The organism is Cryobacterium aureum (assembly GCF_002954245.1).
Lineage (GTDB): Bacteria > Actinomycetota > Actinomycetes > Actinomycetales > Microbacteriaceae > Cryobacterium > Cryobacterium aureum.
The window spans coordinates 43422-58820 of sequence record NZ_PPTG01000035.1 but is presented as its reverse complement, the minus strand read 5'-3'; the positions used below and the strand labels follow the sequence as shown (position 1 = coordinate 58820).

Genomic DNA, 15399 nt, shown 5'->3' with positions numbered 1-15399 from the left:
TGGGAGAAGCGGATGTCGCAGGCTATGAACCGAACTCGTTATCCGTTGAAAACTAAGTTCCGGTGGCGATAAATCAATCCTTACACGGGGGCGCGCAAATAGGGGGTTCGTCGCGCAGGGTTGAATCAGCGTTAGCTCAAGGTTGGCGCAATGCCCAGAATGGGGGTTGGCGCACGCTCGGATCGGCTACGAAATGGTGAAGGTAAGCACCGTCACGTTGGGGTTCATCGTTGAGGCGTCGATGGCGCCCGCGTAATTCGACCGGTACGCATTAGCCGGAATCATCAGGCTGTAGGTCGGCGTCAGCAAGTAGGTGCCCCGGTTCGGGCCCGACGTGGCGATCAGGGTTTGCGGTGCGGCCGACAGCGCCAGCGTCGGCGCGCTGATGCCGGTCGCGGCATCGGTATTGGGGCCGGTCGTGATGGCGCCCGGCGCGATGGCGAGGTTCTCCACCGGCAGCACGCGCTCGTTGGTTTCGACCGTACCGGCCGCGCTGGTCGGCGCGGTTGCGCTCACCGAGAGGGTCCAGGCCGCTCCGGTTCCCCGCGCGTCGACGATCGACCACTGGCTCGACACGCCCGTGGCGAACTGCGGCTGGGTGCCCAGCAGGGTCACCGCTGACAGTGTTGCGCCCGCGGTCGTCGCGGTGAGGTCGCCGGCGGCCGGCACCGGACTGGTGGAACTCGCCGTGCTCATGCTGACGGCGCCGTTGGCGGTCAGCGCCCGCCCGACGTAGCTGACGCCGGCCCCAATCGAGATCGCGGCCATGCCGATGATGGTTCCGGTGAAAGCGGATGCCGCCCTCAGTGACACCGCGCCGGCGATCTGCCAGTAGACCCGCGACGCCTGTGCTCCGTTAGTCAGGATGATGCTGCTGCCAGCGGCCGTGTTGAAGGCGGCATCCACTTGGATGATGAAGATGGCGTTCGGGTTGCCCTGTCCATCGAGGGTGAGCGTGGTGCTGATGGCGAGGGCGGCAGCCGCCTTATAGACCCCGGAGGTGAGGGTGCGGCCGGCCAGGTCGCCGGAGATGGCGGCGCTGGCCGGCCGCGCCGCGGCATCCTTGTACGCTGCGGCGAGGTCGACCTGTGCGGTCGCCGCCGCCGCGTCGCCGCCGCGAATGGTGCCCGTAAGCTCCCCGGGCGGAAACCCGGTGACCGCCGTTCCGGGGCTCACTCCGATATCACCGTCGAACGACGAGTTCCCGGTGTTGGCGACCGAGTGGGTGGGCCGGCGCGCGAGCGCATCGTTACTGGCGGACTGCAGGTCGAGCTGAGCCTGGGCGCTCTCGGCCGTGCCGAGGTGAGTGCTGCCGGTGACCAGACCAGGCGGAAAACCGGTCAGGCCGGTGCCCGGACTCACCCCGAGAAAGCCGCTCAGGATGGTACCGCCCGAATTCACAACGGATGTCCCGGCCAGCACCGAATAATTGCCGGCGGTTCGCAGGTTGAGCGGCGGCTCGGTCATGAAAATGTTGCTGGCCATGGCGATGGCACCGCTGGAGGTCAGCGCGCGGCCGGTGAAGCTGGCACCGGCCCCGATCGAGATCGCGGCACGGCCGAGAATCGTTCCGGTGAAAGCCGAATTGGCGCCAAGGGAGACCGCACCGACCACCTGCCAGAACACGTTCGAGGCCTGGGCGCCGTTGGCAAGCACTATACTGCTGGCCGCTGCGGTGTCGAACGCCGCGTCGATCTGAAAGATGAACACTGCGGTGGGGTCGTTCTGCGCGTCGAGGGTCAGCGTTGTGCTCACGGCGAGCGCCGCAGTGGATTTGTAGACGCCGGCCGTGAGTGTGCGCCCGGCCAGGTCGCCGGCTACGGTACCGGTCGGCACCCGTCCGGCCGCATCGGTGTAGGCGGCGACGAGGTCGGCCTGAGCGACCGTGGCGTGGCTGTCGCCGCCGTGGATGCTGCCGGTGAGAATTCCAGGGGGGAATCCGGTGATCGCCGTTCCCGGGCTGGTTCCGGCGTTGCCGCTCAGGGCGCTGTTGCCGGTGCTCGCGATGGCGTCCGTGGCCAGCACGGAGTAGCTGCCGGCCGTTTTGAGATCAACCGTGGCGGTGGCTGCCTCGGCCGCCGGCTGCGGCACGAACAAGCCGGCCAGCAGCAGAAGAATCGTCAATGCCGGCAACGCAATGAGGTGTGTTCGGCGGCCCCCCGACCGCCGTGCGCGGCGTCGGGGCAGGTGCGTCGTCGTCATCGCACTGGTCGACGCTGGGAAGCGTCGGTCTCCGAATCGCTCACCGGAAGCTCCGTCTGGGCGACCTGCGCGAAGGCCAGGCGGCGCGCCGCACGAACAGCGTGGCGCGCCAGGCACCGAAGGCGATCACGGCCACCACCAGCAGCAGGATCAGAACGATCCACCACGGCACGTCGTTGAACGTCGTGCTGACCCGCTCAGTTCCGGCAGCGGAGACCAGTTGGGCGTCGGCGTCGCCAAGCTAAATGAATGCAGCCTGCGGCAATGTTGCCTCGAGGTTGAGAGTGGCCCCCGGCAGGATGCTCTCCGGCGTCGCGAATTGCAGCTCGGTGGTGGCCCCGATCACACTGTTCAGGTCCAGGCTGGCGGTCGGATACAGGATTGTGTTTCCCGTGTTCTGAATCGGCAGGGTGAACGTGACCTCGTCACCCACGCGTTCCCAGCTCAGGTCGCCGTGGCCCAGCCGAGTTATCGCCGTGCCGGCAACGTTCAGGTAGATGCGCACGCCCTGCCGCTGGATGACGTCCAGGCGCAGCGCCGCATCACCGTCAGATGTGGTCGTCTCACCCTGTATGGGCGGACTCTGAATGATGATTCCGCCGGCATAGTCGCCCGGTGTCGCCGTGAGGGGAACGCTCAGTCGAAACGGCACGGTGAGGTCGGAGTTGGCCGGAATGGTGATTGATTCTGCACCGAGAGTGACCCAGCTGCCCACACTCGTTTGCACGTCGTTCTGGGCGGCAAGGGCGAAGGCGCCCTGCTGGGTGCTCTGTCCGTCGACCGCGTAACTCAGAAGCGTGACCGGGGCATCCGTGTGGTTACTGACGATGGCGTTGGCTTCGATCGCGGCGCCGGGAGCAAGATTGATGTGAAAAAAGTCAGATTCCAGTTCGGGGCGGATGCTGAGGGTTCCGTCGTCGATCGCGGCTGCCGGTGAGACGACGGCGAGGGTAGCGAACACCGGGCCCAGAACGGCGACAGCCACCAGGAGGGCGAGCCTGCGGATCGGACGTGCCCGAACCGGTTTCCGGGTCGAATCTGGTGTGGCCTGCGGCGTGCAGATTAGGCGACGGATGGTGGAACGGTGTGACATGGGGTGGATCTTTTTTGGTATCCGGTATGACCCCCGAATGAGGCAATAACGCTATTCTCACACGGGGGCCTCAGATCGGGGCCAGTGTTCCAGTCAGTATTGGATCAAGGTTCGCGCGAGATGCGCGTCAGACGATCGTGAACGTGAGTACAGAGACGAACGGGTTCACGGGGGATTCGTCGATCGCGCCCGAGAAATTCGACCGGTAGGCGTTCGGGGGAACGCTGAGACTGAATTTGGGGGTCAGCGTGAAGGTCCCTTTGCCCAGTGTGTTGGTCCAGACCAGCGCCTGCGGTTGGCCGGAGACGGAAACGGGCTTGGTCGTCGGGGCGGCATCGGTACCTGCGCTGGTGCGGGCCGTGACGATTCCGGGCGTGATGGTCAGGTTTTCCACGGCGACGGTGCGTTCCTGGGCGTCGAGAGTTCCGGCAGCGCTCACGAAGTCCGTGGCGCTCACCGACAGACTCCACGCTGCACTGGAACCGCGAGCATTCGTGATGGTCCACTCGGTGGGGCTGCCGACCGACGTGTGGCTGGTACGTCCGTCGAGAACGACGGGGGTCATCTGAGTTGGTGCGGAGACCACGGCGGAGAGCGCTCCGCCGAGAATCGCCAGATTGACCGTGTCGGTGGAGGTGTCGGCGCTCGCCGCCGGCGAGAGCACGGCGACCAACCCAATGGCCAGGGCGAGACTCGTGAATCCAATCAGACCTCGCTCGGTGCCACCTGCCACGAACATCCCCCATGAGTTGGAGGTTTGTTGTACAAGCTCACCCCTCACTTTTAGTACAAATACCCTAATACCCAAACGTGCCGGTCTGGAGTGCAAAAAGCAGGCCGCCTCCCACGGGAAACGGCCTGCTCGTATCGGGTGGTTCTAGTGCGTGCGGAAGCGCTGCACCATCGGGCAGTCGAACGGATCACGCGCAGCCAGGCCCACCTTGTTGAGGTAGGCGATGACGATGCCGTAGCTCTCGAAGACGCCGGTTTCCGTGTACTTCACGTCGTGGGAGAGACAGTATTCCTTGGCGATCTCCTGGGCCTTACGCAGGTGCGGACGGGCCATGTTCGGAAACAGGTGGTGCTCGATCTGGTAGTTGAGACCGCCCATGTAGTGGTCGATAAAGGTGCCGCCGCGAATGTTGCGACTGGTGAGCACCTGGCGACGAAGAAAATCGACCCGGCTTTCGGCCGGAAGCTGCGGCATGCCCTTGTGGTTGGGCGCGAAGGTTGCGCCCATATAGACCCCGAAGACGGCCATTTGCACGCCCACAAATGCAAACGCCATGCCGAGCGGCAGAAAGTAAAAGATCACCGCGAGGTAGAGCGCCAGGCGTGTGACGAGCATCGTGATCTCGACCCAGCGTTCGCTGACCTTGTTCTTGCCGAACACGGTCTTGAAGCCCTGGATGTGCAGGTTGATGCCTTCGAACATGAGCAGGGGGAAGAACAGATAACCCTGCTTGCGGGTGACGAACGAGCTGAGCCAGCTGACCTGCTTGGCATCGTTTTCGGTGAAGACGATGAAGTCGGGCTCGATGTCCGGGTCCTTGCCAATGACGTTCGGCTGGGCGTGGTGACGGCTGTGCTTGGTCATCCACCAGGCGTAGCTGATGCCGACGAAGAGATTGGCGAGGATACGACCGGCCCGGTCATTTGCCTTACCGGAGGTGAACACGGCACGGTGTGAGGCTTCGTGGGCCAGAAAGGCGAACTGGGTGAAGATGAGGCCGAGCGCGCCGGCGATGATCAGCTGGTACCAGGTGTCGCCGAGCAAAACGAACCCGGCAGCAGCGCCGAGCGTAGCGACGACGAGAATGGAGAAGACCATCCAGTAGAAGCCGGTGCGACGGCCGAGAAGGCCGAGATTGCGCACGGTATGCAGGAGCGCCGAATATTCTGTTGTGGGATTCTTTGTATCTCCACCCGGCCGGGTCCTGATAATACGGACCGAGGGTGCGGTTAGTGCTTCCGACATGAGGCCTTAGTGGATCGGGACTTCTCAGCCGGGACGTGAGTAATTACTCGTGGAGCAGATAGCCGTCAGTCTACGTTCGCGAACCCCTCCATCGTGGCTAATTCACACGCGTTTCCCAGTGAGTATATGCCAAAAATGGAATGTATTCGACCGATCTATCGCCAACTTGGCATCCAAATGTGGAGCTGCCAAAACGTGAACGAAGTCTGCATTCCGGTCCATTCAGGGAAGAAGAACGCGGTCAGCAGCAGCGCCACCCCGAGGCCGACGATCACGGCGCTAAGGGCTCCGGCCCGCGGGTGGGGGTCATGTTCGTACACCTGCGAATGTGCTGAATGCCGGTGTTCTGGCCCCGCCAGGTCGGGAATTTGCTTGAGGGACATGCCGATGACGAACACGAGGCCGAGCAGCAGATAGGGTTCGAAGGCGATGGTGTAAAACTGAAAAACCGTGCGGTTCAGGTACATCAGCCAGGGCAGGTAGCCGGCGACCATGCCCATGAGAATGAGGCCGACGCGCCATTCCCGGTAACGGGCCAGTCGATACACCAGGTAGAACAGCGCGGCGGTCGCCGCCCACCAGATCAGCGGGTTGCCGACCGACGTGATGGCCTCGGAGCAGTTCTGAAACTGGCATCCGAATTCGCCCTGACTGGAACCGCGGTAGTACATGCTGGTCGGGCGAATCATGAACAGCCAGGTCAGCGGATTGGCCTGGTACGGATGCGGCGTGGCGAGGCCCACATGGTAGGTGTACGCGGCCGCCTGGTAGTGCCAGAAACTTTGCAGGGTGTGCGGAACCCAGGCCAGCGGTCCGGTCCAGGCCGCTCCCACCCCGTCGGCCCACTCTCGGTAATAGCCGCCGCGGGTAACGAACCATCCCGTCCAGGACACCAGAAAGGTAATGACGGCCACGGGGACCAGGAGCAGGAACGTGACCGGGGCCTGCTTCAGGATGGCGGCACTGGCCCAGAACGTCACGCCGTTACGGCGCCGGGCGAGCGCGTCGACGACGACGAGGTAGACGCCGAAAGCGGCCAGAAAGTACAGCCCCGACCACTTCACCGAACTGGTCAGCCCGAACGCGAGACCGGCGGCGAGCAACCAGGGCCGCCACCACAGGGTCGGGCCCCAGCCGACGTCGATCAGCCCGACCAGCCGGGCGGCCAGGCGCGTCGCGTGCCACTGCCGATCCATCAGGATCGCTCCGAAGCCGAGAAGCGCGAAGAACATCACGAAGTTGTCGAGCAGGGCAACCCGACTCATGACGATGGCGTGACCGTCGATGGCGAGCAGAAAACCGGCGATCAAGGCCAGCAGACGGGACTGAAACAGCTTTCGAGCGATGAGCATGATGAGCACGACCGCGAGCACCCCGACCACAACGGTGGCCAGGCGCCAGCCCCACGGGTTGCCGGGGCCGAGCAGGTTCATGCCGAGGGCGATGAGCCATTTGCCGAGCGGCGGGTGCACCACGAACGACGGATCCGTCGTGAAGATGTCGGTCTGCCCCGCCTCGAACAGGGGATTGGTGTCGGCCGGCCAGGTGGACTCGTACCCGTTGTTGAAGAGAGTCCAGGCATCCTTCACATAGAAGGTCTCGTCGAACACGAGCGCGTGCGGCACGCCGAGGTTCCATAGACGTAAGCCGGCGGCCAACAGGACCACGAGGAGGGGCGCGCCCCAGTGCATCCAGCGAATCCAGTGAACCCATCGACTAGTTGCCAGCACCTGACCATCGTACTGAGCGGCGACTGCGAGACTGGACCCATGATCATCCTTGCTGCCACCCCGATCGGAAACCTCGGCGACGCCTCCCGGCGCCTGATCGAGACCCTGAGTACCATCACCATCGTGGCGGCCGAGGACACCCGCGTCACCGTACACCTGCTCAAAGCCCTCGGAATCGAAAACCGGCCCAAGCTCATCGCCCTGCACGACCACAACGAACGCGGCAAGGCCGCTGAGCTGGTCGAGCTGGCCCGCGAGGTCGACATCCTGGTGTTGAGCGACGCCGGCATGCCCACCGTGTCTGACCCGGGTTTTCACCTGGTGGATGCCGCGGTGGCTGCCGGCGTGCAGGTCACCGCCCTGCCCGGCCCGTCCGCCGTGCTCACCGCTCTCGCCGTCTCGGGGCTTCCGACCGACCGGTTCACCTTCGAAGGGTTCCTGCCGCGGAAGCACGGTGAGCGGGTCAAGCAGCTGCGCGACCTCGCTGCGGAACGCCGCACCATGGTTTTCTTCGAATCGCCCAACCGCCTCGCTGACTCCCTCCTCGACCTCGCCGCCACACTCGGCGACGACCGCCGCGTCGTGGTCTGCCGGGAACTGACCAAATTCTTCGAAGAGGTCAAGCGCGGCACAGCGGCCGAGCTGGCCGAATGGGCGGCAGCCGGCGTGCGCGGCGAGATCTGCATCGTGGTGGCCGGTGCCGAGGTGCGGGTAATTGACCTGGCCATGGGTGTGGCTGAGGTGCTCGACCTGGTGGCTGGCGGCATCCGCTTGAAGGATGCCGCGGCCGACGTGTCGGCGGCGAGCGGCCTCGGCAAGCGTGAGCTGTATGAGCACGCGCTACAGGCCAAGGCAGGCCCCGGTTTGGGCGGTTCTTCCGCGAAAAAACCGGAATATCCGAGTCTTCCTCAGCGTTGACGTCACTAAGCGCGAGTCGTGCAGTCGCGCTAGCGAGGTTCTGTCGGGAGGTACCTATGTGGCATGCGGTGCAATTCTCTCGCTATGGGGGTCCGGAAGTTCTCGATTTCGTCGAGATGACGACCCCCGTTCCGGGTATTGGTGAGGTGGTCGTCGAAGTCATGGCCGCAGGCCTGAACCCGGGCGAGTCCAGCATTCGGGAAGGCCATCTGGATAACGAGTGGCCTGCCCGCTTCCCCGCTGGGCAGGGTAGCGACTTCGCGGGCTTCATCGCACGCATCGGGGTGGACGTCACCGGGTGGAAAATTGGCGACGCGGTGCTCGGCCACACGGTGCGCGGTTCGCAGGCGAATTTCGTCACCGTTCCGGTCGGCAACGTGATCGCCAAGCCCGAGCGTTTGTCCTGGGAGATCGCCGGCAGCCTCTATGTCGCTGCCGCGACCGCCTGGCAGGCAGTCCAAGGCGCAAACCCGGGCCCGGGCCGCACGGTACTTGTCCACGCAGCGCACGGCGGCGTCGGCGTGATCGCAGCGCAGCTGGCCAAACGACGCGGATCTCGAGTAATCGGCACTGCCAGCCCGGACAGTTTCGATTACCTGCGCCAGATCGGCGTGATTCCGGTGGAATACGGCCCAGGATTCGAGGAGAGATTGCGGCGCATTGCACCCGAGGGCATCGATGCCGAGCTGAACCGTCTCGGTGACAACGTTCTGCTGAATGTCGACTCGACCGACACCGTCGTGCTTGAGAAGATCGCGAGCCTGATCGCCGACCGCCAGATCGTAATCCCGGTGGCCGCGATTTACGAATTTGAACGGGTACGCGAAGCGTATCGGGAGCTGGAAGCCGGACACGCCCACGGAAAGATCGTGCTGTGCATGATGCCGGTGGAGTATGCGCACCAAAAAGTGCACGGCATCGACCTGCGCCAGACTGAGGCCACTAAGGATGCCCCGAATCGCCCGCCGGTGCCGCCCAACCACGAGGCGCTCCCGCCGGTGTTCGGTCACCGACACCGCCTTCCGGTCGTCGGCCCAGCGGCAGACCTCTCCCGCACCGAGTAGCGAACCGTGGGGGCGATCGCTGCGCATAAGATGAACGCATGTCCGCTGGCTCTTTTTACATCACCACGCCCATTTTCTACGTGAATGATGTGCCGCACATCGGGCACGCCTATACCGAGGTGGCCGCCGACGTGCTCGCGCGCTGGCACCGACAGTCGGGTGACGACGCCTGGTTGCTCACCGGCACCGACGAACACGGCCAGAAAATTCTGCGCACCGCCATCGCCAACGGCGTGACGCCCAAGGAATGGGCCGACCGTCTGGTCGAGACCGCGTGGAAGCCTCTGCTGGAAACCGTCAACATCGCCAATGACGACTTCATTCGCACCACCGATGAACGCCACGAGGTGAACGCGCAGAAGTTTCTGCAGCACCTGCAGACGCAAGGCCACATCTACACCGGCGAGTACGAGGGCTACTACTGCGTGGGCTGCGAGGAATACAAGCAGACCAGCGACCTCGTCGACGGTACCGGTGACTATGCCGGCCAGCCGGTCTGCGCGATCCACTCCAAGCCGGTCGAGCTGCTGCACGAGAAGAATTACTTCTTCAAGATGAGCGCCTTCGCCGATCGTCTGCTGGCTCTCTACGAGGAGAACCCCAACTTCGTGCAGCCGGAAGCGGCCCGCAACGAGGTCATGTCCTTCGTCAAGCGCGGCCTCTCTGACCTGTCGATCTCCCGGTCGAGCTTCGACTGGGGCATCAAGGTGCCCTGGGATGAATCGCACGTCGTCTACGTCTGGTTCGACGCGCTGCTCAACTACATCACCGCGGCCGGCTACGGCCAGAACGATGAGGAGTTCGCCAGCCGCTGGCCGGCCACCCACATCGTCGGCAAGGACATTCTGCGTTTTCACGCCGTCATCTGGCCGGCCATGCTCATGGCCGCCGGCATCGAGGTGCCCAAGCAGGTCTTCGGCCACGGCTGGCTGCTGGTCGGCGGCGAGAAGATGAGCAAATCCAAGCTCACCGGCATCGCCCCGAGCCAGATCACCGACACGTTCGGGTCCGACGCCTTTCGCTACTACTTCATGCGTGCCATCAGCTTCGGCCAGGACGGTTCGTTCAGCTGGGAGGACCTTTCGGCCCGCTACCAGTCCGAGCTCGCCAACGGCTTCGGCAACCTCGCCTCGCGCGTGATCGCCATGGTCGTGCGGTATTGCGACGGCGTCGTGCCCGCCGCCGGTGAGCTTTCGGCCGACGACCTCGCGATTGCGGCGACCGAAAGGCGGGTGACGGATGCCGCCGGCGCCTTCATTGAGACCCTGGCGATCCACGACGCCCTCGCCAGCGTGTGGGAACTGGTCGACGAGCTCAACGGATATATCACCATTCAGGAGCCGTGGGCTCTGGCCAAGAACCCGGACACCCGGGCGCGACTCGAGACCGTGCTGCACACCGCCGTTCGCGGCCTCGGCACCCTTACGGTGCTGCTCTCGCCGGTGATTCCCATCGCGACCGCGAAGCTCTGGACCTCGCTCGGCGGCGACGGTGCCCTCACCGACCAGCGCGTCGACCGGGCCTGGGAATGGACCGGCGGTGCCCGGGTCAGCGCGCTCGAACCGCTCTTTCCGCGCATTGAATCGATCGTGGAGCCAGCTGATGCCTAGTGATTCCCTCACCGGCCTCGACGGAGGCGTCGACGGTTACGGCAGTGCCATTCGCAAGCGCGACAACACCGCGGGCCGCGATCTGAGCTACCCGCCGCTGCCGGAGCCGCTCACAGTGCCCGTCTACGACAACCACACCCATCTCGAAATCGCCGACGGGGAGCATCCGCTCAGCTATCGGGAACAGCTCGACCGCGCCTCGAGCGTCGGCGTTCGTGGGGTGATCCAGGTCGGCGGCGACGTGGAAACGTCACGCTGGTCGGCCGCCGCCGCGCTGATCGAGCCACGCATGCTCGCCGCCGTCGCGATCCACCCCAACGAGGCGCCAGCGCTCGAAGAGGCCGGCACCCTCGACGACGCCCTCGCGGTGATCAACGAACTCGCCGGGCAGCCGCGCGTGGTCGCGGTCGGCGAGACCGGTCTCGACTTCTTTCGCACCCCCGAAGAAGGCCGCGCCGCTCAGTTTCGCTCCTTCGAAGCACACATCCGTATCGCCAAGGAGCATAACCTGGCGCTACAGATTCACGACCGCAACGCTCACGAAGCCGTTATCGACACGTTGCTCAAGGTCGGTGCCCCCGAACGGACCGTCTTTCACTGCTTCTCCGGCGACGCCGACATGGCCCGGCTCTGTGCCGATCACGGCTGGTATATGTCGTTCGCGGGCAACGTCACGTTCAAAAACGCCTCTATGCTGCGCGACGCCCTGTTCGCCGCTCCGCGCAACCTGCTGCTGGTCGAAACGGATGCCCCCTTTCTCACCCCGCTGCCCTACCGCGGCCGGCCCAACGCGCCCTACCTGCTGCCGAACACGCTGCGCGGCATGGCCGCCCACCTCGAAACGGATGTTTCCCTGCTCTCCGCTCAAATCACCGCGAACACCGAGCTGGTTTACGGCCGCTGGGACGCCGAGCCGGTCACGGCCGCTCACGATGATCCGGGCCCGGACCTGACGCCGCGCGGCGGCATCGCATGACCGACGCTCCTGAGCACCCGAAGCCCGTGAAAACCCTCCTCGGTCCGGCCGAGATCCGCGACCTGGCCGAGATGCTCGGCGTCAACCCCACCAAAAAACTTGGCCAGAACTTCGTGATCGACGGCAATACCGTGCGACGTATCGTCAAGGTCGCCCGGGTCGCGCCCGGCGACACCGTCGTCGAGGTCGGCCCTGGCCTCGGCTCGCTGACCCTCGGCATGCTCGAAATTGGCGCGGCCGTCGTCGCCGTCGAAATCGACGACCGCCTGGCCGAACAGCTGCCGCTCACCGTCGAACTGATGCAGCCCGGTGCCCAGCTCACGGTCATCCGCGCCGACGCCCTGAAGATCACCGAACTGCCCGGCGACCCCACCCGACTGGTCGCCAACCTGCCGTACAACGTCTCTGTGCCGGTGCTGCTCTACCTGCTCGAGCACTTCGCGTCGATTCGCGCGGGGGTCGTCATGGTGCAGGCCGAGGTCGGCGAACGCCTTGCCGCACCCCCTGGCAACAAGATCTACGGCAGCCCGAGTGTCAAAGCGGCCTGGTACGGCGATTTCCGTACCGCGGGCAAGGTGAGCCGTCAGGTGTTCTGGCCGGTTCCGAACGTCGACTCGATTTTGATCGCGTTCGAACGTCGAAGTGCGCCGCTGGAATCCGAGGAGCTGCGACTCAAAACGTTCGCGCTCGTCGACGCTGCCTTCCAGCAGCGCCGCAAGATGTTGCGCCAGTCGCTGTCGGTCGTACTCGGAGACTCGGCCGCGGCATCCGCTGTGATGACCGCGGCGGGCATCGACCCGCAGGCGCGGGGCGAGCAGCTCACCGTGCACGATTTTCTCGCCATCGCGCGCGTCTGGTCGCCCGCGTAGGCTCGGCGGCTGTCGGTGTGGGCACGAAGGCTGGGCTAAGTTAAAAGCATGATGACGACCGCCAGCACCGCCGCTGTGCACGTGCGGGCACCGGGCAAAATCAACGTCTTCCTCAAGGTTGGCGCCGTCATGGAAGACGGCTACCACGACCTCGCGACCGCCTACCAGGCCGTCTCTCTGTTCGAAGAGGTGCGCGCCACGCCGGCCAGCGACTTCTCGGTGGAGTTCAGTGGCACCATCGACACCTCCGGTCTGGCTACCGGCGGCAGCAACCTCGCCATCAAAGCAGCCAGGGCACTCGCCCGCAAAACCGGCTATCGCGCCGGCGTTCACCTCGAGATCGAGAAGAACGTGCCGATCGCCGGTGGAATGGGCGGCGGCTCGGCCGACGCCGCAGCTACCCTGCTCGCCTGCGACGCCCTCTGGGGGACCAGCGCCACCAAAGACGAACTTCTCGCCATCGCCGCCACCCTCGGCGCTGATGTACCGTTCTCCTTCACCGGCGGCACCGCCATCGGCACCGGTCGCGGCGACCAGCTGAGCCCGGCACTGGCCAAGGGTAAATTCCAATGGGTACTCGCCCTGGCCGACTTCGGCATGTCGACGCCCGGGGTGTACCAGGAACTCGACCGGCACCGTGATCGCCACGCGCAGGACATTTTTCCGGCCGAGCATCAGCCCAGTGTCGACGCGAACGTGCTGCAGGCGTTGCGGGCGGGCGACGCGCACATGCTCGCCGACGTGCTGCACAACGACTTGCAGGCTCCAGCGCTGCACCTCGCGCCCGGCCTCGGCAAGGTACTGCAGCTCGGCGAAGAGAATGGTGCTCTGGCCGGCATCCTCTCTGGCTCAGGCCCGACCGTGGCGTTTCTGGTAGCGGATGCCGACAGCGCGCTCGAATTGCAGGTCGCGCTCTCCGCCAGTCGGCTCAAGGTCGTGCGGGCCACCGGCCCGGTGCACGGGGCCCGCCTCATCTAACTCATCGGCGTGCCGTAAACTCGGAGGCTATGGCACATCTTCTCGGGGCTGAGTCCCTGCACCTCGAATTTCCTACCCGCGTTATCTTTGACAGCGTCACTGCCGGCCTCAACGAAGGCGACCGCATCGGCGTCGTCGGCAAGAACGGTGACGGCAAGTCCACCCTCATGCGCCTGTTGGCTGGCCGCATGGAACCCGACGAAGGCCGGGTCACCCGTCGTCGCGGCGTCACCATCGGCATGCTCGACCAGTCCGACGACCTCGCCTCCGGCCAGACCGTCGGTCACACCATCGTCGGCGGCATCGAAGAACACGTCTGGGCTGGCGACGCCAAGGTACGCGACGTCATCGGCGGCCTGGTGCGGGATATCCCCTGGGACGCCCTCGTCGACGACCTCTCCGGTGGCCAGCGCCGCCGGGTGGCCCTCGCCGCCGTGCTTATCGGCGACTACGACTGCATCTTCCTCGACGAGCCCACCAACCACCTCGACGTGGAGGGCATCTCCTGGCTCGCCGGTCACCTGAAGACCCGCTGGGCCGCCCAGAGCGGCGGACTCGTGGTCGTCACCCACGACCGGTGGTTCCTCGACGAGGTCTGCAACATCACCTGGGAGGTGCACGATCGTCTGATCGAACCCTTCGAGGGAGGCTACGCCGCCTACATCCTGCAGCGCGTCGAGCGCGACCGGATGAGCTCCGTGGTCGAATCGAAGCGCCAGAACCTCATGAAAAAGGAGCTCGCCTGGCTGCGCCGCGGCGCCCCGGCCCGCACCGCCAAGCCCAAATTCCGCATCGATGCCGCCAACGTGCTGATCGAAAACGAGCCGCCGCCGCGCGACACCGTCACGATGCAGTCGATGGCCATGCAGCGTCTCGGCAAGGACGTCGTCGACCTCATCGACATTGGCGTGAAGTTCGGCGATAAGACCGTGCTGAACGACATAACCTGGCGCATCGCGCCGGGGGAGCGTACCGGAATTATGGGCGTCAACGGTGCGGGCAAGTCCACCCTGCTGAACCTGGTCGCCGGTACCCTGCAGCCGACGACCGGAACGGTCAAGCGCGGCAAGACCATCAAGGTCGCCGTGCTCACCCAGCAGTTGTTCGAACTCGACGAGATTCGCAACGACCGCGTGAGTGATGTCATCGGCCGCCAGAAGACCAGCTACATGGCCGGCGGTAAGGAGATCACGCCCGGCCAGATGCTCGAACGCATGGGCTTTCTGAGCGCGCAGCTCACCACCCAGGTCAAGGACCTCTCCGGTGGTCAGAAGCGCCGGCTGCAGTTGCTGCTGATCGTGCTCAGCGAGCCTAACGTACTCATCCTCGACGAACCCACCAACGACCTCGACACCGACATGCTCGCCGCCATGGAGGACCTGCTCGACTCCTTCCCCGGCACCCTGCTCGTCGTCTCGCACGACCGGTACCTGATTGAACGTGTCACCGACAATCAGTACGCGGTCATGGACGGTGGTTTTCGCCACCTGCCCGGCGGCGTCGACCAGTACCTCGAGGTGCGCCGCAAGGCCGTCGCCGGACCGGCCGCCGGTTCGCCGACGGATGCCTCGGGCGCCAAGAAGAAGATCCCCACCCTCGGCGGGGCGGAACTGAGAAACGCCCAGAAAGAACTCGGTTCGATCGACCGCAAGGTGGTCAAGCTGCAGGAGCGCATCGCTCTCAAACACGAGAAACTCGCCGCGCACGACCAGTCCGACTTTGCCGGTCTCGGTGCACTCGGGGTGAAACTGACCGAACTCGAAGAGACCATCGCCACGCTCGAAACTCGCTGGGTCGAACTTACTGAGCTAATCGAGGGCTGATTCGAAAGAAGCTGTGACGTAGTGTGTCGTTGCCGGCCACGCGTCGCAGCTTCGGCACGTATCGTTAAGGGGTACCTGCGCAGCTGCGGTACCAAGCCCCGCGCGGGCACAGCCTTCTGGTTTGACCGGTCATGGCCGTGTGCCCGGGAGCCCGACCC

Annotated in this window: 13 protein-coding genes; 8 read left to right on the top strand and 5 right to left on the bottom strand. The window is 64.9% G+C overall.

Annotated elements, in window-relative coordinates; translation table 11 throughout:
• Positions 1-186 precede the first annotated feature (186 nt).
• Complete coding sequence (locus tag CJ028_RS13495; protein ID WP_161498986.1) at positions 187-2124, bottom strand: ice-binding family protein; 1938 nt, start codon at positions 2122-2124, stop codon at positions 187-189.
• 20 nt (positions 2125-2144) lie between these two features.
• On the opposite strand from CJ028_RS13495, the gene CJ028_RS21470 reads away from it, so the two are divergent.
• A complete protein-coding gene (locus tag CJ028_RS21470; RefSeq protein ID WP_240607272.1) occupies positions 2145-2447 on the top strand; it encodes a hypothetical protein in 303 nt (100 codons plus the stop codon).
• Here the strand turns inward: CJ028_RS21470 and CJ028_RS13490 are convergent.
• The 4 genes from CJ028_RS13490 to CJ028_RS13475 all read right to left on the bottom strand — a co-directional run bounded on the left by CJ028_RS13490 (position 2444) and on the right by CJ028_RS13475 (position 6964).
• On the bottom strand, positions 2444-3295 hold the full coding sequence (locus CJ028_RS13490) for a WxL protein peptidoglycan domain-containing protein (protein WP_240607271.1): 852 nt from the start codon (positions 3293-3295) through the stop codon (positions 2444-2446). The two genes, CJ028_RS21470 and CJ028_RS13490, sit on opposite strands and share 4 nt — an antisense overlap.
• Before the next feature lie 127 nt (positions 3296-3422).
• A complete protein-coding gene (locus CJ028_RS13485) occupies positions 3423-4028 on the bottom strand; it encodes a hypothetical protein (protein WP_129590495.1) in 606 nt (201 codons plus the stop codon).
• A gap of 144 nt (positions 4029-4172) precedes the next feature.
• A complete protein-coding gene (locus tag CJ028_RS13480) occupies positions 4173-5273 on the bottom strand; it encodes a fatty acid desaturase family protein (RefSeq protein WP_105035743.1) in 1101 nt (366 codons plus the stop codon).
• A 155-nt stretch (positions 5274-5428) separates the two neighbouring features.
• Positions 5429-6964: a dolichyl-phosphate-mannose--protein mannosyltransferase gene (locus CJ028_RS13475; protein WP_105035742.1), complete on the bottom strand. Its 1536-nt coding sequence runs from the start codon at positions 6962-6964 to the stop codon at positions 5429-5431.
• 78 nt (positions 6965-7042) lie between these two features.
• Between CJ028_RS13475 and rsmI the strand changes: the two genes are divergently transcribed.
• From rsmI to CJ028_RS13440, 7 genes are all read left to right on the top strand, one after another.
• Complete coding sequence (gene rsmI, locus CJ028_RS13470) at positions 7043-7921, top strand: 16S rRNA (cytidine(1402)-2'-O)-methyltransferase (RefSeq protein WP_105035741.1); 879 nt, start codon at positions 7043-7045, stop codon at positions 7919-7921.
• Positions 7922-8037: 116 nt separating this feature from the next.
• On the top strand, positions 8038-8985 hold the full coding sequence (locus CJ028_RS13465; protein ID WP_205684048.1) for an NADP-dependent oxidoreductase: 948 nt from the start codon (positions 8038-8040) through the stop codon (positions 8983-8985).
• Between the two features lie 38 nt (positions 8986-9023).
• The gene (metG, locus tag CJ028_RS13460) at positions 9024-10595 is read left to right on the top strand and encodes a methionine--tRNA ligase (RefSeq protein ID WP_105035739.1); all 1572 of its coding nucleotides are present in this window, start codon (positions 9024-9026) and stop codon (positions 10593-10595) included.
• Complete coding sequence (locus tag CJ028_RS13455; RefSeq protein WP_105035738.1) at positions 10588-11571, top strand: TatD family hydrolase; 984 nt, start codon at positions 10588-10590, stop codon at positions 11569-11571. The genes metG and CJ028_RS13455 overlap by 8 nt, the downstream gene beginning before the upstream one ends.
• Entirely contained in the window at positions 11568-12440 is an 873-nt protein-coding gene (gene rsmA, locus CJ028_RS13450) for a 16S rRNA (adenine(1518)-N(6)/adenine(1519)-N(6))-dimethyltransferase RsmA (RefSeq protein WP_167395144.1), read from the top strand. The genes CJ028_RS13455 and rsmA overlap by 4 nt, the downstream gene beginning before the upstream one ends.
• Positions 12441-12491: 51 nt before the next feature.
• Complete coding sequence (locus CJ028_RS13445; RefSeq protein WP_105035854.1) at positions 12492-13418, top strand: 4-(cytidine 5'-diphospho)-2-C-methyl-D-erythritol kinase; 927 nt, start codon at positions 12492-12494, stop codon at positions 13416-13418.
• 29 nt (positions 13419-13447) lie between these two features.
• Complete coding sequence (locus CJ028_RS13440) at positions 13448-15241, top strand: ABC-F family ATP-binding cassette domain-containing protein (RefSeq protein ID WP_105035737.1); 1794 nt, start codon at positions 13448-13450, stop codon at positions 15239-15241.
• Positions 15242-15399 lie beyond the last annotated feature (158 nt).